The organism is Kribbella sp. NBC_01505, from assembly GCF_045040285.1.
Classification (GTDB): domain Bacteria; phylum Actinomycetota; class Actinomycetes; order Propionibacteriales; family Kribbellaceae; genus Kribbella.
The window spans coordinates 3,805,707-3,825,114 of record NZ_CP109425.1 but is presented as its reverse complement, the minus strand read 5'-3'; the positions used below and the strand labels follow the sequence as shown (position 1 = coordinate 3,825,114).

24 protein-coding genes are annotated in these 19,408 nt (G+C 68.2%); 15 read left to right on the top strand and 9 right to left on the bottom strand.

Annotation, left to right across the window (positions count from 1 at the left end; all coding sequences use genetic code 11):
- Genes OG474_RS18170 through OG474_RS18155 form a run of 4 tightly spaced genes read left to right on the top strand, consistent with a single transcriptional unit; the run spans position 1 to position 2,546 of the window.
- A complete protein-coding gene (locus tag OG474_RS18170; RefSeq protein WP_405063503.1) occupies positions 1-384 on the top strand; it encodes a hypothetical protein in 384 nt (127 codons plus the stop codon).
- Complete coding sequence (locus OG474_RS18165) at positions 384-1,331, top strand: hypothetical protein (RefSeq protein ID WP_405063502.1); 948 nt, start codon at positions 384-386, stop codon at positions 1,329-1,331. The genes OG474_RS18170 and OG474_RS18165 overlap by 1 nt, the downstream gene beginning before the upstream one ends.
- Positions 1,331-1,999 (top strand): hypothetical protein, encoded by a 669-nt coding sequence (locus OG474_RS18160; protein ID WP_405063501.1) that lies wholly within the window; start codon positions 1,331-1,333, stop codon positions 1,997-1,999. Before OG474_RS18165 ends, OG474_RS18160 begins: the two co-directional genes overlap by 1 nt.
- Positions 2,000-2,027: 28 nt before the next feature.
- A complete protein-coding gene (locus OG474_RS18155; protein WP_405063500.1) occupies positions 2,028-2,546 on the top strand; it encodes a hypothetical protein in 519 nt (172 codons plus the stop codon).
- On the opposite strand, the gene OG474_RS18150 is transcribed toward OG474_RS18155, so the two are convergent.
- A complete protein-coding gene (locus tag OG474_RS18150; RefSeq protein ID WP_405063499.1) occupies positions 2,543-4,210 on the bottom strand; it encodes a glycosyl hydrolase family 28-related protein in 1,668 nt (555 codons plus the stop codon). The two genes, OG474_RS18155 and OG474_RS18150, sit on opposite strands and share 4 nt — an antisense overlap.
- A gap of 165 nt (positions 4,211-4,375) precedes the next feature.
- Between OG474_RS18150 and OG474_RS18145 the strand changes: the two genes are divergently transcribed.
- Genes OG474_RS18145 through OG474_RS18130 form a run of 4 tightly spaced genes read left to right on the top strand, consistent with a single transcriptional unit; the run spans position 4,376 to position 7,104 of the window.
- A complete protein-coding gene (locus OG474_RS18145; protein WP_405063498.1) occupies positions 4,376-5,488 on the top strand; it encodes an LLM class flavin-dependent oxidoreductase in 1,113 nt (370 codons plus the stop codon).
- The gene (locus tag OG474_RS18140; RefSeq protein ID WP_405063497.1) at positions 5,485-6,087 is read left to right on the top strand and encodes an FMN reductase; all 603 of its coding nucleotides are present in this window, start codon (positions 5,485-5,487) and stop codon (positions 6,085-6,087) included. The genes OG474_RS18145 and OG474_RS18140 overlap by 4 nt, the downstream gene beginning before the upstream one ends.
- A 10-nt stretch (positions 6,088-6,097) precedes the next feature.
- Positions 6,098-6,673 (top strand): hypothetical protein, encoded by a 576-nt coding sequence (locus OG474_RS18135; protein ID WP_405063496.1) that lies wholly within the window; start codon positions 6,098-6,100, stop codon positions 6,671-6,673.
- The gene (locus OG474_RS18130) at positions 6,670-7,104 is read left to right on the top strand and encodes a hypothetical protein (RefSeq protein WP_405063495.1); all 435 of its coding nucleotides are present in this window, start codon (positions 6,670-6,672) and stop codon (positions 7,102-7,104) included. Before OG474_RS18135 ends, OG474_RS18130 begins: the two co-directional genes overlap by 4 nt.
- On the opposite strand, the gene OG474_RS18125 is transcribed toward OG474_RS18130, so the two are convergent.
- Positions 7,012-7,809, bottom strand: coding sequence for a TetR/AcrR family transcriptional regulator (locus tag OG474_RS18125; protein WP_405063494.1), 798 nt, complete (start codon positions 7,807-7,809; stop codon positions 7,012-7,014). The genes OG474_RS18130 and OG474_RS18125 overlap by 93 nt on opposite strands.
- 96 nt (positions 7,810-7,905) lie before the next feature.
- Between OG474_RS18125 and OG474_RS18120 the strand changes: the two genes are divergently transcribed.
- Positions 7,906-8,853: an ATP-binding cassette domain-containing protein gene (locus OG474_RS18120; protein ID WP_405063493.1), complete on the top strand. Its 948-nt coding sequence runs from the start codon at positions 7,906-7,908 to the stop codon at positions 8,851-8,853.
- Positions 8,850-9,674 (top strand): ABC transporter permease, encoded by an 825-nt coding sequence (locus OG474_RS18115; RefSeq protein ID WP_405063492.1) that lies wholly within the window; start codon positions 8,850-8,852, stop codon positions 9,672-9,674. Before OG474_RS18120 ends, OG474_RS18115 begins: the two co-directional genes overlap by 4 nt.
- A 23-nt stretch (positions 9,675-9,697) precedes the next feature.
- On the opposite strand, the gene OG474_RS18110 is transcribed toward OG474_RS18115, so the two are convergent.
- Entirely contained in the window at positions 9,698-10,465 is a 768-nt protein-coding gene (locus OG474_RS18110) for an SDR family NAD(P)-dependent oxidoreductase (RefSeq protein ID WP_405063491.1), read from the bottom strand.
- A gap of 283 nt (positions 10,466-10,748) precedes the next feature.
- Between OG474_RS18110 and OG474_RS18105 the strand changes: the two genes are divergently transcribed.
- Positions 10,749-11,288: a GNAT family N-acetyltransferase gene (locus OG474_RS18105; protein WP_405063490.1), complete on the top strand. Its 540-nt coding sequence runs from the start codon at positions 10,749-10,751 to the stop codon at positions 11,286-11,288.
- A gap of 4 nt (positions 11,289-11,292) precedes the next feature.
- On the opposite strand, the gene OG474_RS18100 is transcribed toward OG474_RS18105, so the two are convergent.
- Entirely contained in the window at positions 11,293-11,868 is a 576-nt protein-coding gene (locus tag OG474_RS18100; RefSeq protein WP_405063488.1) for a hypothetical protein, read from the bottom strand.
- Between the two features lie 41 nt (positions 11,869-11,909).
- Entirely contained in the window at positions 11,910-12,917 is a 1,008-nt protein-coding gene (gene fgd, locus OG474_RS18095) for a glucose-6-phosphate dehydrogenase (coenzyme-F420) (RefSeq protein WP_405063486.1), read from the bottom strand.
- A 381-nt stretch (positions 12,918-13,298) separates the two neighbouring features.
- On the opposite strand from fgd, the gene OG474_RS18090 reads away from it, so the two are divergent.
- Together OG474_RS18090 and OG474_RS18085 are read left to right on the top strand one after the other, a co-directional pair.
- A complete protein-coding gene (locus OG474_RS18090) occupies positions 13,299-14,132 on the top strand; it encodes a carbon-nitrogen hydrolase family protein (RefSeq protein WP_405063485.1) in 834 nt (277 codons plus the stop codon).
- Positions 14,133-14,181: 49 nt separating this feature from the next.
- Entirely contained in the window at positions 14,182-14,652 is a 471-nt protein-coding gene (locus tag OG474_RS18085; RefSeq protein WP_405063484.1) for a methylated-DNA--[protein]-cysteine S-methyltransferase, read from the top strand.
- Positions 14,653-14,759: 107 nt separating this feature from the next.
- Here the strand turns inward: OG474_RS18085 and OG474_RS18080 are convergent, their stop codons facing one another.
- Positions 14,760-15,623 (bottom strand): DUF72 domain-containing protein, encoded by an 864-nt coding sequence (locus OG474_RS18080; protein ID WP_405063483.1) that lies wholly within the window; start codon positions 15,621-15,623, stop codon positions 14,760-14,762.
- A 20-nt stretch (positions 15,624-15,643) separates the two neighbouring features.
- Here OG474_RS18080 and OG474_RS18075 point away from each other — a divergent pair, with 20 nt between their 5' ends.
- A complete protein-coding gene (locus OG474_RS18075) occupies positions 15,644-16,549 on the top strand; it encodes a phosphotransferase (RefSeq protein ID WP_405063482.1) in 906 nt (301 codons plus the stop codon).
- A 4-nt stretch (positions 16,550-16,553) separates the two neighbouring features.
- Complete coding sequence (locus tag OG474_RS18070) at positions 16,554-16,928, top strand: hypothetical protein (protein ID WP_405063481.1); 375 nt, start codon at positions 16,554-16,556, stop codon at positions 16,926-16,928.
- Positions 16,929-16,943: 15 nt separating this feature from the next.
- On the opposite strand, the gene OG474_RS18065 is transcribed toward OG474_RS18070, so the two are convergent.
- Genes OG474_RS18065 through OG474_RS18055 form a run of 3 tightly spaced genes read right to left on the bottom strand, consistent with a single transcriptional unit; the run spans position 16,944 to position 19,400 of the window.
- Positions 16,944-17,903 carry an acetylxylan esterase gene (locus OG474_RS18065; protein ID WP_405063480.1) on the bottom strand — a complete coding sequence of 320 codons (960 nt, stop codon included), beginning with the start codon at positions 17,901-17,903 and terminating at the stop codon, positions 16,944-16,946.
- A 29-nt stretch (positions 17,904-17,932) separates the two neighbouring features.
- Positions 17,933-18,394, bottom strand: a complete 462-nt coding sequence (locus OG474_RS18060; RefSeq protein WP_405063479.1) for a hypothetical protein — start codon at positions 18,392-18,394, stop codon at positions 17,933-17,935.
- Between the two features lie 31 nt (positions 18,395-18,425).
- Entirely contained in the window at positions 18,426-19,400 is a 975-nt protein-coding gene (locus tag OG474_RS18055) for a hypothetical protein (protein ID WP_405063478.1), read from the bottom strand.
- Positions 19,401-19,408: the final 8 nt, after the last annotated feature.

The following is a 19,408-nucleotide window of genomic DNA, read 5'->3' as shown; positions in this document are numbered from 1 at the left end:
ATGCCTAAGCCACCGTGGGTTTGGGACGAGAAGGAGCCGGCGGACCGGGAGCGGTCCTGGGACGAGTTGGCCCGGTGGGTCGACTGGCTCGAGGAGGCTTACGCGCCGTGGGTGATGTTGCCGCCGTGCTGGCCGGCGCATGTCGGGCTCCGGACCGAGCTGACCATGTACTGGTACTGGCATCGCTGGGTGATGTCGGCCGCCGTGAATCCGATCGACGGAGTGCGCTGGCACAACGAGATCCGGCGATCCGCCACGGCCTGGCGCGAGCTGGCGACCTGCCGGCACGAGCCGCCGGTGGCACACCACGGGCAGATCATGGCCGCGCGAATGGCGAAGCGCGACGCGTTCCTCGCCGAAGCACGTCGTACTGAGGAGGCATGATGTCGCAGACCAAGCAGGTCAGTCCGTTCGTCGAGCCGTGGCAAGCGTCGCCGCGGGCCAAGGCGATCGTCGCGGTGGTGGTGGCGGTGGTCGTGGTGCTGTCCGCCGCGACCTACGTCGTCCAGCGGATCTGGCTGACCCCGGAGTCGACGGTCGAGGGATACTTCGCCGCGCTCGAAGACCGCGATGTCACGAAGGCGTCGTCGTACATCAAGGACAGCAGCACGTCGACCGCCGACATCGTGAAGTCGGACCAGTACGTGCCGCCGACCAAGCTCAAGATCGACAAGATCGAGGGCGACGACGCCAAGACCGCGAAGGTCAGCTTCTTCATCGGCGACAAGCAGGTGAGCGGCTCGATTCCCTTGCACCACAAGGACGAACTGACCCTCGGACTGTTCCGCGGCTGGGGCATCAACGGCGACACCCCGTCGATCCAGATCAGTACGGCGGCCCCGGTCGACGTACAGATCAATGGGAAACCGCTGCCGGACGATGCCAAGGAGTCGCGCCAGCTCAATGTCTTCCCAGGCCGGTATGTCGTGAGCGTCGTGGAGAACCAGCTGCTGGAGAGCGCTCCGCTCACGATCGACGCCGGGTTCGGTGCGAACGAGGCGCTCCTGGAGCCGAAGATCAAGGCCTCCGCCCAAGCCGCGGCGGAGACCCAGGTGAAGGACTACCTGAACGGGTGCGCCGCCAAGAACGTGGAGACCTGCCCGTTCAGGACCGAGATCACCAAGGCAGTCTGGAAGATCGACACCCTCCCGACGATCGAGCTGCGGATCGCCGACGACGGCGCGGTCGTCGTCGAGACCAAGAGCAGCGGCAAGGCGACCGTCACCGGCACCGGGTACGGCGGCTACCCCGTGAACGAGTCGCCGACGTTCACGGTGACGGGCCGGCTCACCGTCGACCAGGGCCAGGTCAAGTTCCAGCCGGAGTCATGATGAGCCAAGCGACCACCCGCAAGGTGGCGATCATCGCGTTCACCACGAATCTCGTGGTGTGCGCGCTGGTCGGCACCGGTCTGCTCCTGGTGCGGGCGCCGAGCGGTTCGGCGAACACCGCCGTACCGACGCCGTCGCCGACCACGCCGACCTCGTCGACCTCGTCCACCCCTGGCCCGAGCGAGACGCCGTCAACCACACCGTCGGCCACCCCGACGAGCTCTCCGACCCCGACTTCGCCGTACAAGGACGCGTTCGGCCCGGGCGGTATCGGCACCAAGATCCCGAGTGGCTGGACGGGGAAGGTGCGGTCCGGCAAGACCGACGCCCAGGCGACCGACCCGGCGCAGCCGACCAGCTTCCTGCGGTACGGCGGTTCGCCGTCACCGGCCCAGCCGCTCATCGACGTGATGCGGAACGCCGAGCGGAACTTCAGCACGCAGTACCCGGGCTACAAGCTGATCACCCTGCAGCCGAACACCTGGCGTGAACACGAAGCGGTCAACTGGACGTTCGAGTTCGACACCGCCGACGGCCGCAAGCACGTGGATTCGGTGTACTGGCGTGCCGGTCAGAACGACTACGTCATCTACGCCTCCGCGCTGGCCAAGAACTGGCCGACCATGCAAGAGATCTATCAGACCGCTCACGACGCGGCCGCGCCGTGATGCCGGCCGACCAGGCAGGACGTGACCAGTGACCTCGCACCCCGACGAACCCCCCGCCGCCGCGGTCGAGCGGCTGCATCAAGCGCTGCTCGCCCAGCCGGGCAACAACGACCTGCGGGTCGAGATGGCTTGGGCGATCCGCAGGATGACCGAGGCCTCGCTCGCGATCACCATCTATGACGTGCGGGTGATCGCCAGCGAGCAGCAGCGCGCGATGTGCCGGGAAGCAGCCACGCGGATCCTCGAGCTGGCGCCGTGGCACGACGAGCTGCCCACCTTCGCGAACGGTCTGCTGGCCGAGGTCGAGAGCGGCGGCCAGTGGGTCTGGCAGAGCAAGCCGATGGCGATCGCCCTGGCAGTCGGCGCGATCGTCGTCGGCCTCGGCTTGGTCGTGACCGGCGGACTCACCGGCGACGTCGTCATGGTCGTCGTCGCCGCCGTACTCAGCAGCGCAGCCCTCGCCGGCATCATCCTCGCCTTCCGCCGCCAGAACTGGCAGATCGCGGCCCGCGCTGCCGCCCCCGTCATCCAACACCCGGGAATCTAACTGCAGTTCCTTTGGGCGGCGTAGAGGTCCGGTACGGCGGCGGGCGCGCCTAGGAGGTAGGTCGCGTTCTCCAGGTCGCCCTGGAAGTCTCGGGGCAACCCGCTGCCGGCCGAGGTGAGGCCTTGGAGGGCGACGGTGACTGAGCGGGGAGCGACGTCGGCCAGGTGGATCGCGTAGGGGCTTCCCCCGGTGATGCGGACGTTCCAGTGCGCGATGCGGGCGCCGAAGAGTGGGCCGGAGGCTGCGGAGCCGCCGACTCGACCGTTGTTGACGAGGGTGATGTCGGTCCGAACATTCTCGAACGGCATCGCGCGGTGAGTGTCGAAGGTGCCTTCGGCCATCTGGCCGCGACGCCAGACGTTCCCCGCGGAGAGGCCTTCGAGGTTCAGCCCGTGATGCAGCGCACCGGACGGCAACGGGACGGTGAACTGCTCGATCTCGAAGCCGTCGACCAAGTTGTCGTGCGATTGCATCCGGCAGGCGAAGCTGTGGTGGGCCGAGCGCCCGCCGACGGCGACGTTCGTCAACGTCACCGCCTTCGTGGTGGTGAACCCGAAGCCGAGGTCGCAGTTCTCGACCCGGACATCGTCGGCCCAGCAGTCGTGAACCGCCTGGAAGCACAGGCCGTTCGAGCCTGGGTGCCGGTTGTGGATCGTCATCGGGCGCAGCTCGTTGCGAATCGTCAGAGCCTCGATGCCGACGTCGTGCACGGTCGGACCGATCTCGCGCAACCGCGACGGCCAGCTCGGCCGCAGGTCGTATCGCAGCGGCTGCGCCAACCGCACCAGCCGCTCACCAAGCACGGCCTCGATCCGGACCGGCCACTGCAGACTCGCGTACTGGATGTACTGACCGCCTGAGCCAGCAGTCAGTTGCGGAGCCTTCGTCGGCCAGTCGTAGTTCGAGGCGCCGGCCACATCGCCGGTCAGATGCTTGAGCACGCCCGCGTCTGGCGGGTTGTCTGTCTCCAGTACGACGAGGTCGCCGGCCGCGAGGTGTTCGGTCGAGTCAACGAGCAGCGTCCGCTGTCCACGCGAAGCAGCACCGACCGAGGCCAGGGTGTCGCCGAGCAGCCAGCCTTCGGAGGTGGCGTAGTCCTCGGCCTCGGACTTGGCCTTGCGTTCGGCCGGCATCACCCAGATCTGCCCGCCGGTCCAGGACCAGCGACTCTGCAGGCTGGGCTGGAGATTCGGCCGGTACGACTCCTCGAGCGGTTTGGTGAAGTGCAGGATGGTCCGGTTCTGCCCGGCACCTCGCAGTACGACGTTCGACCAGTGGATCCACAGTGGCGAGTCGAGGCGATAAGTCCCAGCCGGTACGACGACTGTCCCGCCACCCCGCTCACCGGCGTACCGGAGGGCGGCGGTGAAGGCGGCGGCCGCGTCGACGCCGGGGCGGGCGCCGAAGTCTTTGACGTTCGCGACCGTGCGTGGGCGGCGCGGGCGTTCGCCGCCGCGGTAGCCGGCGTGGGAGATATCGGGGATGAGCGGGTGCGCGCCGGGTGCGGTGCTCCACTCGTCGAGCAGCTCGCTGGAGAGGTCGCGTGGTGGGCGGCCGCGATCGGCCGCGGCGTTGGCCGGGGTGGAGGTGAGCAGCGCGGCGGCCGGGGTTGCGGCGGCGGAGCCGAGCAGGAGCCTACGAGTGAACTGAGCAGGGGAAGACATGGGGCGAACTCCTCGGGCGGTGAGGTTTCACGTGGCGGGACCTAGTTTCATCACGCGGACCCCTGCTGACAAGAGGCTGCCGGTTCCGGAATCGTGGGGGCCGGACTGGCGTTGTCAGCGAATGGGTAGTTCAATAGTGAACTACTCGAACCGAAGGAGGACCCGATGCAGTTCGGGGTGTTCAGCGTCAGTGACGTGACTGAGGATCCGACCACCGGCCGGACGGTCAGTGAGGGCGAGCGGATCAAGTCGATGGTGGCGATCGCACTGAAGGCCGAAGAGGTCGGGCTGGACGTGTTCGCGACCGGGGAGCACCACAACCCGCCGTTCGTGGCCTCGTCGCCGACGACCATGCTCGGGTTCATCGCCGCCCGGACGTCGAAGCTGATCCTGTCGACGTCGACCACGCTGATCACGACGAACGACCCGGTGAAGATCGCCGAGGACTACGCGATGCTGCAGCACCTCGCCGGCGGTCGCGTGGATCTGATGATGGGCCGCGGAAATACGGGTCCGGTGTACCCGTGGTTCGGTCAGGACATCCGCAACGGCATCGCGCTCGCGGTCGAGAACTACGCACTGCTCCGCCGCCTCTGGCGTGAGGACGTGGTCGACTGGGAGGGCAAGTTCCGTACGCCGTTGCAGGGGTTCACGTCGACCCCGCGGCCGCTCGACGACGTCCCGCCGTTCGTCTGGCACGGTTCGATCCGGTCACCGGAGATCGCGGAGCAGGCGGCGTACTACGGCGACGGGTTCTTCCACAACAACATCTTCTGGCCGGTCTCACACACCAAGCAGATGATCGACCTGTACCGGCGGCGCTTCGAGCACTACGGGCACGGCGCCGCGGACCAGGCGATCGTCGGGCTCGGCGGGCAGATCTTCATGCGGAAGAACTCGCAGGACGCGGTGCGCGAGTTCCGGCCGTACTTCGACAACGCGCCGGTGTACGGACATGGGCCTTCGCTGGAGGACTTCACCCGCGAGACGCCTTTGACGGTTGGGAGTCCGCAGGAGGTCATCGAGCGGACGCTGACGTTCCGGGAGCACTTCGGTGACTACCAGCGGCAGTTGTTCCTGATGGACCATGCCGGGTTGCCGTTGAAGACCGTGCTCGAGCAGCTGGACATCCTCGGCGAAGAGGTCGTTCCCGTGCTGCGTAAGGAGTTTGCGGCACTGAAGCCTGCGCATGTTCCGGACGCGCCGACGCACGATTCGTTGAAGACCGCGGCCGAGCGTGCCCGCGACCTGGAGACCATCGAGGAGCCGTCGGTATGACCGAGCGTGTGATCGCGGTGGTGACCGCCGGGCTCACCACCCCGTCGTCATCCCGGCTGCTCGCCGACCAACTGGCGGCCGCCGTACATGACGAGTTGGCAGCACGCGGAATCACGTCGCGGACCGAGGTGATCGAGGTCCGCGACCACGCGCACGACCTGACCAACAACCTGCTCACCGGCTTCCCCTCGGCCGAGCTCGAGAAGGTCCTCACCACCGTCACCACGGCCGACGCGCTGATCGTGGTCTCGCCCACCTTCTCCGCGTCGTACAGCGGCCTGTTCAAGATGTTCTTCGACGTCCTCGACGACCAGGCCCTGGCCGGCAAACCAGTCCTCCTGGGCGCCACCGGCGGCACCGAGCGCCACTCCCTGGTCCTCGACTACGCCCTCCGCCCCCTCTTCGCCTACCTCAAGGCTCTCCCCGTCCCCACCGGCGTCTACGCCGCCTCCACCGACTGGGGCCCCAACGCCGCCACCCTCCGCCCCCGAATCACCCAAGCCGCCACCGAACTGGTAGCCACCCTCCACCACGAGACCCCGGTGAAGCCCGACCCCTACGCCAACCCCACGCCGTTCGAAGATCTCTTGAACAGCTGATACTCGAGGGATGCACATCGTCGGGGGCTACGTGATCGCAACCCCGACGATGCTTGGGCCGGATGATCTTCCGCGGCCCCTGCGCACGATCAGCCACTGCCTGCTCCCAGACCTGCCACGAGCCCCGGACGCCGATTGGTTCGTCGACCGCACAACCGCCGAGGCAACGGTGAAAGCGACCAGCGTCGACGCCGACGTGCTCGCGGTAGGTATCGAGGAGTCGCTCGCCCAGACCCTCCGGACCGACCGGGCGGACTGGTGGGCAGCCAACCCCGCTCTCGCGAAGTCGCGCCGCGGCAAGTCCCCCGCGATCGACCCCGGAGCCGACGAGTTCTTCCACCTCCTCGACCAGAAGCGTCCACTCGACGCCACGGTCCTCGGCTTTGAGCTCGTCGGCCTCGAGTCCGACTTCACCTTCCACTCGTGGCACTGCTTTCCCTACGAGGCCGAACGCCATGCCCTCGACATCACGCTGGCGCCCGACGGCCTCCTCGCCGACCACGACGACGCGCTCCGCGCCCTCGACCACCTCCGCGCCAACCCGCCGCGCGAGATCCCCTGGACGATCGTGGCGGTGGGCCGATGAGGCGCTGGGCGGCGCTCTTCTTCGTGCTGAGCGGGCTTGCGTTCGGGGCGGCGTGGGTCATGCGCGACGACGATCACCGGCTGGACGGGGCACCGACGGCGATCGCGACGGTTGTGGATGTCACGCATCCGGTGAAAGGTGAGTCCTCGCTCGATCTCAACCTCACGTTGCCGGACGGGCAGGTCGTTCGCGCGACAACCACGGAGTTCGGCGACGTGCCCGCGAAGGGTGCGCAACTGCAGGTCCAGTACGCCGTGGACGGCAAGGACCTGCTCGTCCGTGAAGCCGGGGTCAGCGCGGCTGCGGACGCACGCGGTTATCTGATCGCGGGCGGTGCGTCAGCGCTGATCGGGCTTGTCCTGGTGGTCCTGCGGGCGCGAGGTGATCAGCAGGGCGATGCCGTCAAGGATGCGGCCCAGCCCGAACGATAGGACGTGGGTTGCGTCGAGGGTGGACTGGAAGTGTTCGCCTACTGAGGTGCCGACTCGGCCCGCGGTGGGAAAGGCGATGCTGGAGCCGGACATGACGTGGGTGAGGGTTGGGGCGATCTGCCGCCACCACTCCTCGTCCGACAGGCCGGAGTCGCGTTGGGTGCGGAGTTGCTCGGCCCCGGCGCGCGCCGTACCCGCGACATGGGTGAGCACGAGAGTCAGGGCCGAGTCCATCTCGACGTCGGTCAGGCCGAGACCGTCCAACGGACGTAGCTCGGCCTCGTATTTCAGCGTGATGTTCGGACCCAGCGCCGTCCGGATCGTCGCAACCTCGTGGATCCACGGATGCCGGACCAGTACGTCGAAGTTGCGGTGTGCGACGAATTCCAGCGCGGACCGCCAGTCGGGCTGACGCGCGGGTTCGTCCACGTCGGCGTACAGGTCGCCGTACACGTGGTCGAACATCAGGTCGGTGAGCTCGGCCTTGCCGGGCACATGCGTGTAGAGCGTCATCGTGCCGGCCTTGAGCCGCTCGGCGATCACGCGCATCGAGACGGCGTCGAGTCCGTCGGCGTCGGCGAGCTCGATCGCGGCATCGACGATCGCGCGCACGGTCAGGCCGGAGCGTCCGGGCTTGGTGTGACTGCCCCACAGCAGCGCCAGACTGCGCGCCGGATCGGCCGCCACCACTTTTTTTCCAGCCACCGGAACAAACTCCCACCGCTCGTCGTTGTCCCGATCGTACCTGAGTCGTACAGTGTACGGTACACTCTACGACTCAACCCAGGTGAAAGGCGGGAAATGACGTTGCCACAGGTGATCGAGGCTGCCGACGTACGGAAGCACTATCGCGGCGGCACCGAGGGGGCAGGCCTGAACGGCTTCGATCTCGAAGTCACCGCCGGAACCGTGACAGGCCTGCTCGGCCCGAACGGCGCCGGCAAGACCACAGCGGTGCGGATCCTGTCCACACTGCTCCAGCTCGACTCCGGTACGGCGTCGGTCGCCGGGTACGACGTTCGCCGCCAAGGGGCCGAGGTCCGGCGCCGGATCGGGCTCGTCGGGCAGTACGCGGCGATCGACGAGGTGCTGACCGGCCGGCAGAACCTGACCATGTTCGGCCGGCTCAACCATCTCGGCCACGCCAAGGCGGTCCGGCGTGCGGACGAACTGCTGGAGCAGTTCAGCCTGACCGCGGCGGCCAACCAGGCCGTCGGCAAGTACTCCGGCGGCATGCGGCGGCGGCTCGACCTGGCCGCCAGCCTGATCGTGGCGCCGAGCGTCCTGTTCGTGGACGAACCGACGACCGGGCTGGATCCGGCCGGCCGGCTCGAGGTCTGGACGGCCATCCGGCAACTCGTCGCCAACGGAACGACCGTGCTGCTCACCACGCAGTACCTGGAGGAGGCGGATCAGCTGGCGAACCGGATCTCGATGCTCAAGGACGGCAAGGTCGTGGCGGAGGGGACGCCCGATCAGTTGAAGGCTCAGCTCGGCTCGGACTGGCTCGACCTGGTGCTCACCGACCCGACCGACGTCGACCAGGTGCTGGGTCTGGCCGGGCCGCTCGCGGACGGCGAGATCCGGGTCGAGGGGAGCAGGATCAGCGTTCCGGTCAAGGACCGCACCCGCGCCCTCACCGTGATGGCGAACTCGTTGCATGACGCAAGAATCGAACCGGAGGACATCACGTTACGCAGACCCACGCTGGACGAAGTGTTCCTGCACCTGACCGGACCGGCCGCATGAGCGAGCGCAGCGAGCGACCAAAGGGCGGAGTCGCGCTCGGCTGGGCCATCGCCGACGGCTGGACGATCACCCGTCGTACTCTCACGCACTGGCGGATGCAACCCGGGCTGATGCTGTTCGCCTGGTTCTTCCCGGTGCTGATGCTGCTGATGTTCGGCGGCCTGCTGGGCGGGGCCATGGAGTTCCCCGAAGGCGAGTCGTACTACGAGCTCCTGGTCCCGGGGATCTTCGCGCTGACCATGCTGTTCGGGCTCGAAGGCACCATGACCGCGGTCACCCAGGACAAGGACAAGGGCGTGACGGATCGGTTCCGTTCGCTCCCGATGAGCTCCGCCGCGGTCGTCCTCGGCCGCTGCATGGCCGACATGCTCGACACGATCGTGGCCCTCGCCGTACTGGCCGGGGTCGGCTTCGCGCTCGGCTGGCGCTGGCATGACGGCCTGCTGTCCGCGCTCGCGGCGTTCGCCCTGCTGCTGTTGTTGCGATTCGCCTTGCTGTGGGTCGGAATCTACATCGGCCTGTCGGCGAAGAACGCCCAGAGCCTCACGATGGTGCAGGTCCTGGTCTGGCCGGTCGGATTCCTCTCCAGCGCCTTCGTCGCCACCTCCACGATGCCGGCCTGGCTGGGCACGATCGCCCAGTGGAGCCCGCTCTCCGCCACCGCCACCGCATCCCGAACCCTCTTCGGAAACCCGGACCCCTCGACCACCACCACCTGGATCGGCAGTCACTCGGTCCTGATGGCGATCATCGCGCCCCTGCTCCTGACCGCGATCTTCCTACCGCTCTCCGCCCACCGCTACCGCACCTTGTCTCGCTAAGCGCTAGGGGGCCTTCGGGCCCCCTAGCCCACGAGTTGGCCGCCGTTGATCTCGATGATCTGGCCGGTGACGTACGACGCCATCCGCTCCGAGGCGAGGTAGAGGACGGTGCCGACGCATTCGTGCGGGGTGCCGGTGCGGCCCATCGGGATGGTGCTGACCATGCCGGCCATCTGGTCGGACCCGGTGTGGCGGTCGTGGAACGGGGTGCTGATGACGCCGGGCGAGATGGCGTTGACGCGGATGTTGTCGGGCGCGAGCTCCTTGGCCAGGCCGCGGGTGAACGTGCTGACCGCGCCCTTGCTGGTCGCGTAGACGACCGAACCACCGGCGCCGCCGGTCCGCGCCGCGATCGACGTGACGTTGACGATCGCCCCACCGCCCTGCGACCGGAACACCGGGACGATCCGTCGGCTGAGCGCGAACACCGAGGTCAGGTTCACCTCGAGAATGCGCTGGAACTCCTCGTCCGGTACGTCGGCGATCGGCGACCGCTTGACCAGATCACCGGCGTTGTTCACCAGTACGTCGATCCGCCCGTGCTTGGCGATCACCGCGTCCACCAGGGCCCCCGCCGACCCCGGATCCGCGAGATCGGCCTGGTGCAGAGACGCCGTACCGCCTGCTGTCTGGACCGCGGCCACGGTGTGCGCGGCCCCCTCCGCATTGCGGTGGTAATGCACCGCCACCCGAGCCCCCGTCTCAGCGAACCCGACCGCCACCGCGGCCCCGATCCCGCTGCTAGCCCCCGTCACCAGCACCACCTGGTCCGTGAAATCCAGATATCCCATCCCCCCATCCTGCCAAACCCCCACCCCCGCCACCTCGCCCCCGAAGAGCAGCCCGCCGCTCTTTGTGCACCCCGCTCATCTTTGGGACCCCACCAACCACTTCGAGCTCACGAAAATGGCTGGGGGGGTCCCAAAGATGGACTTCGCGCACAAAGAGAAGCCGGCCCACCTTTGGGCGCGCGCCGGGGCACGGGGAGGCGGGAGGGCACGGGGAGGGCGCGGGGAGGGGGTGCGGCGCGCCGGGTGGGGTTTCGTGGACGTGACGCGGCGGTAGATTTCTTGGATGGGATACGCGCTGGGGCGGCTCGATCTTCGGCGATGGCGGACGGCGGACGCGTTGCGCCTGGCCCAGGCACATTCCGATCCCGACATGGTCTACCAGGGCGGCATCGTGGACCGGGCCACCGCGCTCGACTGGATCGGCCGGGTCGCCGACCTCGACAACGGTCACGTGTACGCCGTGGCCGACGCCGATGATCATCCGGTCGGCTGTGTCGGCGTGACCAACATCGACCGCCACCAGGTCGGCTGGACGTGGTACTGGACGCTCGCCGAGATCCGTGGCCAAGGCGTCGCCCGGGACGCTCTCCGAGCGCTCGCCAACTGGGCCCACCACGACGCGGGCCTGTACCGCCTCGAGCTCGGCCACCGCCTGCCGAACCCGGCCTCCTGCGGAGTCGCCGGCAGCGCCGGCTTCCTCGCCGAGGGCGTCGAGCGGCATCGCCTCGCGTACGACGGCGCCCGGTACGACGTCGAGCGGCATGCCCGACTGACCACCGATCCCCTGGCCGAGCCGAGCCGCCCGGTCACGATCAGCGTCTGACCGTTCAGAGCTGGTAGGACCGCCAGCGCTCGTCCACGACGTACCCGAGGGCTTGGTTCGCCCCGAGGCTGCCGTCGTTGATCACGGCGCCGCCGGTACTGAACCGGGTGATGCCGATGTCCAGGAAGGCGAGGATGGACGCGGCCTTCACGGCCTGCCCGACGCCACGCCGCCGGTACGCCGCGAGCACCGACGTGAACCGAGTGTCGCCAGTGCCCTTGTGCGACCGGATCACCGTCGCCCCGACCAGCCGGGACCGGTCGAACGCGCCGAACACCCGATGCTCGGGCCAGAGCGCCTGGGTCTTCTCGAGCTCACCGACGATGCGATGCGTGGCCGGCGTGACGGGATAGTCCGGCTCGTTGAGCTTCTCGAGCTTGTGCAGCGCCTCAGCGGCCTCCGCGCCAAGCTCACGCAGCGTCAACCCGGAGGCGGTCGCGCGGCTGACGGCGGTCTCCAGCAGATCCCGATCGGGCTTCGAGAGGTGCGCGGCCCAGGACTCGCCCACGACCCGGTACCCGGCCGCTTCGAGCTCGGCGCAGCGCGGGTCGGTGTCCTGGACTATCTGGGTGTCGGGCACATGTCGATTGTGTGGTGCCCGACCCCAGACCTCAACCCGCTTTAGCCTTCGAGTTTCCGCAACAGCGGCAGAACGTCCTCGGTGAACTGCGTCAGGAAGCGCTCCTGGTCATGCCCCGGACCGTGCACCACGAAGTGGTTGAACCCGGCCTCGAGGTAGGGCAGGAACTGCTTCACGACCTCTTCCGGGTCGGACGCCACGATCCAGCGCTTCGCGACCTGCTCGATCGGCAGCTCGTCGGCCAGCCGCTCCATCTCGGTCGCGCTGGTCACGCTGTGCTTCTGCTCCGGGGTGAGCGACAGCGGCGCCCAGAACCGGGTGTTCTCCAGCGCCTGCGCCGGGTCGCGGTCGTAGGAGACCTTGACCTCGAGCATCCTGTCGACGTCCTCGAACTTCTTCCCGGCCGCCTCGGCGCCTTCCTTGACCGCGGGGATCAGCTTCTCGGTGTACAGCTCCATGCCCTTGCCCGAGGTCGCGATGAACCCGTCGCCCACGCGACCGGCGTACTTGGCGACCAGCGGTCCGCCGGCGGCGACGTACACCTTCAACGGAACTTCCGGGCGGTCGTAGATGAACGCGTCGACGGTCTTGTAGTACGGGCCCTCCGAGCTGACGCCGTCCTTCGTCCACAGGTCGCGGATCAGATGCACTGCCTCGCGCAGCCGCGCGTACCGCTCCTTGAACTCGGGCCACTCGCGGCCGGAGACGGCGATCTCGTTCAGCGCCTCGCCGGTGCCGACGCCGAGCATCACGCGGCCCGGGTACAGCTCACCGAGGGTCGCGAAGGCCTGCGCGATCACGGCCGGGTTGTACCGGAAGGTCGGCGTCAGGACCGACGTCCCGATCAGCACCCGGTTCGTCCGCTCACCGACCGCTGCCATCCAGGCGAGCGCGAACGGCGCGTGCCCGCCCTCGTGCCGCCACGGCAGGAAGTGGTCCGACACCGTCACGCTGTCGAGCCCGAGCTCCTCGGCCCGGACGGCGTACTCCACCAGGTCCCGTGGCCCGAACTGCTCCGCCGACGCCTTGTACCCGACCCGAATGCTCACCCTTGGCTCCCAATCATCGTCAACCCGTACCCCAGCACCAACCACATCCACGCCCGACTTTATGCCGTCCGTCGGCGTGTGGATTGACGACGACCCCGAAGCCGGGCAAGGATTAGGGCCTGGCGCGGCCCGCGCCTCACCTCCGTTGACCGGCTCCGGCCCGGTCTCGTCGCAGGGGGCAAAGGGACTTCTCGTCTCGGGCCGCTCGTCCTGGTCAACTGCAGCGGACGGGATCGCCGGAGGATCGAGTTCGCGCATGCGGAAGGCCAGATGACAGCGCAACGGAATCTCAAACGGCGAGTGCGTGCACGCGCCGCCAAAACGGGTGAGTCCTACACGTCTGCCCTCCGGCACTTCCGCCCGACTCCATCAGGAGAAGACGTGCCCAAAGCTTTGAAAATCGCCGTCGCTCAATCGACGGTGCACCGAGACCCCTCCGACGCCTCGCTGCTGCGGTCCAGCGGCACCGAGGTCCGCGTCCTGATGCGGGAGGCGGCTGCGGCCGGCGCCCGCCTGGTCCACTTCACCGAAGGCGCGCTCTGCTTTCCGTGCAAGGAGATCATGTCCTCACTCGGCCCGGACGAGGTCGGTCCGAGCGACTGGACCAAGGCCGACTGGAAGGTCCTGCAGGAAGAGTTCGACAGCATCGTGAAGCTGTCCGGCGAGCTGGGCGTCTGGACGGTGCTCCCGAGCATCCACCAGGTCGCCGACGCCCGTCCGCACAACAGCATGTACGTCGTCTCCGACCAGGGAAAGGTGGTCGCCCGGTACGACGAACGCACGATGTCGACGACGAAGATCACCTGGATGTACACCCCGGGCAAGGACCCGGTGACCTTCGAGGTGGACGGCTTCCGGTTCGGGCTCGCGCTCGGACTGGACGTGCTGTTCCCCGAGCTGTTCACCGAGTACGACCGGCTCGGCGCAGACGGCGTACTGGTGTCGTACTCGACCGCAGGGGTGTCGCACCACGAGCACATCGCGGTCCAGGCACGCGGGATCGCGGTGAACAACACCTGCTGGATCAGCCTCGCGGTTCCGGCCAATCCAGACGGTGGGATCGAGTCCGGCGTGATCGATCCGCGCGGCGCCTGGGCGATCCACGCTCCGGCGGACGGCTCGCCGGCGGTGGTCACCACCGACGTACTGCACGAGGACGTCACGCAGATCGGGCGTGAGTTCCGGCAGCGGACTCGGGAGCGGGTCAACAGCTAGCCCCTCACACCTTCGGGTGCTGACGCGTTCCATGGGCATGAACAGGCACATGATTGTCAGCACCCGGCTGGGTGAGCTCACGCTGGTCGCCTCGGACAACGCGCTGGCCGGTGTCTACTTCCCCCATCACTGGGTGAAGCCGATGCCGCTCGGCGAGCGGGTCGAATCCGACCCCGTGCTGTCCGAGGCGGCTCGCCAGCTCGATGAGTACCTGGCCGGCGAGCGCAGCACCTTCGACCTCCCGACCACCCTGAGCGGCGACGACTTCCAGCTGAAGGTCTGGTTGCGGCTCCAGGAGATCCCGTTCGGCGCCACCACGACGTACGGCGAGATCGCGGCCGAGGTCGGCGGCCACGCGCAGCTCGTCGGCAAGGTGGTCGGCCAGAACCCGCTCTCGATCGTCATCCCCTGCCACCGCGTCGTCGGCAAGAACGGTTCGCTGACCGGCTACGCAGGCGGGCTGCAGCGCAAGCAACTCCTCCTCGACCTCGAAGAGCCGATCGGCGTTCGGCTCTTCTGAAAGCGGACCGCCCCCACTCACCAAACCTCGCCAACGGCCCGCCCCGGATTCCGGCTGAGCGTGAATCGGCTGCTGCGACGGCAATTGATCAGTGGTGGCGGTCCGCCTCACAGCTCAAGGCGGCGGCTCAGCGCCTCGGCGTCGAACGGGGAGCGGACCTTTGCGTCGTTGTCGAAGTAGACGTAGACATCGCGGCGCCGGCGCGGCGGGCGGTCGGGGGATGCCGTCTTGCCGCCGGTCGGCGTCCGGCCCTGGTGCCAGATCCGGGCGCGCTCGGCCCAGTGGTCGATGCCCTTGGCGTCGTACCCGCTGACGTAGAGCTCGTCGGCGCCGTGCAACCGGACGTAGACGAAGTCGGCGGTCACGTCGTCGAGCATCGGCCACTTGCCGGCGGTGTCGGCGCAGACCAGTGCCACGTTGTGTTCGCGGAGCAGGTCGATGAACTCGGCGTTCTCGAAGCTGTCATGCCGGACCTCCAGCGCATACCGGATCGGCTGCTCGGCGCGCGCCTCGAGGTACACGCGATCCTGCATCCGGTCCTCGTGCCGCTTGGCGAGCTCGACCGCCGCCGCAGTCGTCCGGGGCAACGAGGCGAAGAACGCGTCGAGCCGCGGGCCGTCGTACCGGAAGTTCCCCGGCAACTGCCACAGCACCGGTCCGAGTTTGTTGCCTAGCGCAAGCAGTCCGGAGGCGAAGAAGTTGGCCAGAGGCGCGTCGGCGTCCGCGAGCCGCTTCATGTGCGTGATGAACCGCGGCCCTTTGACCGCGAAGACGAAGTCGTCCGGCGTTTCGTCGTACCAGCGCTGGTACGACGAGGGCCGTTGCAACGAGTAGAACGAACCGTTGAGCTCGATCGAGTTGAGGCGGCGCGACACATACTCCAACTCGGACCGCTGCGGCAGGCCCTCGGGGTAGTACACCGAGCGCCACGGCGCGTATCGCCAGCCGGAAATCCCTACGCGATAGACCACGACTCTGATTATCTGTCCCGATGCAGGTCGATCGCGGGAGCTACCCCGACGCGCGCACGCCGTGGGACCACGCGGCCTGGCGCCGCGAGGCGACGGGCTGGCTGGTCGAGCAGCTCGACCAGCTCGGGATTCGGGAGACCGGGCCGATGCGGGTGCGGTTGCGCCCTTGGTCGGTGATCGTGCGGGTCGAGGCCGCGGAACCTCTGTGGTTCAAGGCGAATCCGGCCGGCAGCGCCTTCGAACCCGCGCTCACCAGACGCCTCGCGCAGCTCGTCCCCGACCATGTCCTCACCCCGTACGCCGTCGATGCCGAACGCGGCTGGTCTCTCCTCCCGGACGGTGGGCAGTTGCTGAGGGACGTCGAGCGGGAACCGCGGCACTGGGCTGAGGCGCTCGGCCAGTACGCCGAATTCCAGCGCGCGCTCGTCGACCACGTGCACGAGCTCGACCAACTCGGCGTACCGGACGGGCGACCCGCCGTACTGCCCGAGCTCTTCGATCAGCTGGCCGGAGCCGACCAGCGCCTCCGCAAGCTCCGCCCCGAGCTCGTCGAGTGGTGCACCGAGCTCGCGTCCTTCGGCATCCCCGACACGATCGACCACGCCGACCTGCACGAGAACCAGATCTTCACCGGCGACCGCTACACGTTCTTCGACTGGGGTGACGCCGTCGTCGCCCATCCCTTCTGCAGCCTGCTCGTCCCCATCGAGCGCGCCGCCCACGAGCTCGGCCCCGAGGTCATCCCGCGCCTGCGCGACGCCTACCTCGAACACTGGCCCGGCGACAGCCGCACTCTTCGCCGCGCCGCCGACCTCGCGTGGCAGCTCGGCAGCCTCACCCGAGCCACCTCCTGGCAACGCCTCTTCCCCGGCAACGGCGCTATCGGCGACGCAGGCATCGCTGAGGCCCTCGATCGCCTACGGTGATCACATGGCGTTGTTCTCGAAGGGTGGCAAGGTCGAGTCGTTCCTGACGATCGTGGTCGGTGGCGGGTCCGCGTTCGGCCTCGTAGTGCTGACCTCTCGGTCGTGGAAAGAGTGCAAGGTGGACGTGGCCGGGCCGATGCCCAACGGCCTGACCCTGCTCTTCCTGGGCCTGCCACTGGCCCTGATCGTCAACCTGCTGCTCTTCACCATCGCCTACCGCTACGCAGGCAAGACCCTGTTCATGGGACTGATCGCAGCCGCCATCGCGATCGCGATCGCCGACCTGGCGCTCTACTCCTGGCAGGGCACCCCAGCCGCGTCACCTGGCATCTGCCCGGGCAACGTCCCGCCGTGGTGGCCGGTCTGGATTCCGACCTGAGCCCCGCCAGTGGGCTCAGAGCTTGGCCCCGATGAGCTGGTAGATGTCGTCGTGCGCCCCGGGCAGATCGTCGTGACCGAGATCCGGGTAGGCCCGGAGTTCCTTGGTCGAGGTGATCCGGTTGTACGCCGCGAACTGCGTCGACGGCGGGCAGGTCTGGTCCTCGAGGCCGATGAACAGCGTGACCTCGGCGCGGATCCGCGGGGCGAGGTGCTGGACGTCGATGTACCCGAGGGTGTTGAACACCTCGTCCTGACGCAGGTGACGCGGGTCCCGCTTCTTGAACCAGGTGACGATCTCGTTGTACGGGCCCTTGTCCAGATTCAGGTCCCAGGTGCGCTGGTAGTCGCACAGGAACGGGAACACGCTGGCGACGTACTTGATGCTCGGTGTCAACGCGGCCGCCACCAGGCTGAGCCCGCCGCCCTGGCTCCAGCCGGTCGTCGCGATCCGGGTCTCGTCCACCTCGGGCAGCGCGCCGATCAGGTCCGCGAGCCGCCGGGTGTCCAGGAACACGTGCTTGTAGAGCAGACCGTCCGGACCGGCGTCGAGACCGTGCACGAGGTGGCTGTGCAGGTCGAAGTGGTTCGCCATCTGCGAGACGGTCCGGAAGCCGACCTGCTCCCGGACATCCAGTGCGGCCACGGTGTACCCGCGCGCGGCATACGCCAGCAGGTCGACCCAGTTCGGCTGCTCACCGCCGTACCCATGGAAGATCAGTACGGCGGGACCGGTCGGCTCGTTCGGGCGGATCACCTTCGCGTGCACGCGGTAGCCGCCGGTGCCGGTGAAGTACAGGTGCTGAGCGGTTGCCGTGGTCAACGGGAAGTCGACGGCGTCGGCGAACTCGGCCTCCGGATCCGTTCCGTCCAGCTCGAGCAGCGCCTTCTCCCAGAACTGGTCGAAGTCCGCCGGCCGCGGGTTCGTGCCCTGGTAGGTCAGCAGTTCGTCGTACGACAGATCGAAGGACAGCACCGACAGCTCCTCACTCTGATGGGTCTAGGTCATTCTGCGGGAGCGGCAGGGTCCGCGGCGGTACCGTCCCAGATGGTGTAGCCGTGCGCGGTATTCAACCTGTCGCGCAGCGTGGTCTCCAGCTTCGGCACCTGCTTCGGCGCCAGCCAGGACAGCGGCAGCAGCACGGTGTCGTCCGGCCGTTTGGTCCGCAGCGCGAGTGCGGCGCCATGCGTCGTCTCGACCCGTCCGACCTCGGTGATGTCGGTCCAGCCGGTCTTCACCCCGCGGACCTCGATCGAGTCGTCACGCAGCCGCAGTACGACGGGCGGCCGGGCCACGATCCACAGCCCGGCCAGCGCGACCAGACCGCCCAGCACCAGGAGCACCGTGACCACGACCCGCGGCGCTCCGAACGCCCACGCGATCGCGGTCACGCCGAGAATGATCAGCCCTGCGGCCAGGACCCCGAGAAATCGCCCTGACCGCATCCGGTACGTCGTCGTCCGCATCGGGCCATGATCCCATCGGCCCGGTCGGCGCTCAGAACGGGTCGACGTCCGAGGTGGACGCGTTGCCGCCGATCACCGGGGAGAGCGTGATCGTCCAGTCGAACTTGCCGTCGAAGCGGTCGTCGTACTTGGAGAACGAGCAGTCCTCGGTGAACTGCCGGCTGACGCCGTCCCACGCCGTACCGGACTTGAAGAACACCCAGTAGCTGCCGCGGATCCCGTGCACGTTCGCCTTGGAGTCGTGGCGGACGTAGATCGTCACCTGCGGCTGGCGCGGCACGCTGTTCGCGACCACGACCACGACGTCCGCGGAGCCGTTGTTGGTGATCTGCAGCGTCCCGGCCCCACGCGCACCGGACCGCTGGATGATCTGGCCGTTCGAACCCCGGCCGGTCATCTGCGGCGGCGGCTTGAGCGCCGGCGGTGTCATCCGGAGGCCGTAGTTGGTGCCCTTGCCAAGGCTCTTGTTGACCTCCGTCGACAGCGCGATGACCGACTCCCGGATGCCGGTCTTCGCCTGGTAGAGCCGGACGGCGGCCGCCTTGGGCAGCCCGCAGCCGGTCTTGGTCTCGCCGGACTTGGCCAGGTTCGTCGTCACGGTCCCCGGGTATTCGTCGAAGGCGGTGAGAGCCTGCGAGTGTCCGGTGCGGGCCGTCGACGGGGGCTCGATCTGACCGAGGTCGTGCCGCTGCCGGGCGATGGCGTCCGCGAGCTCGGCCCTGGCCTGGTCGAAGGCCGCCATCGTCGGAGCTTTCATCGCCCGCTGCACCCCGCGGATCAGGTTGGTCTCGGAGTTCGCGATTGCTTTTCGGTAGCCCACCGGACTCAGCGACGTCACCGTCGGAGTTGTGGACGTCTGCGGTGTCGGTGTCGGTGTCGGAGTGGTCGGCTCCGCCGTCGGGGCGGTGCTCGTCGCCGACGGCAGCGGCTTGCTGCTCTCCGGTTCCCCGCTGCACCCCGCCACGGCCAACGCCGTACCAACCGCTATCGCCATCATTCGGCGCATGTGTTGCC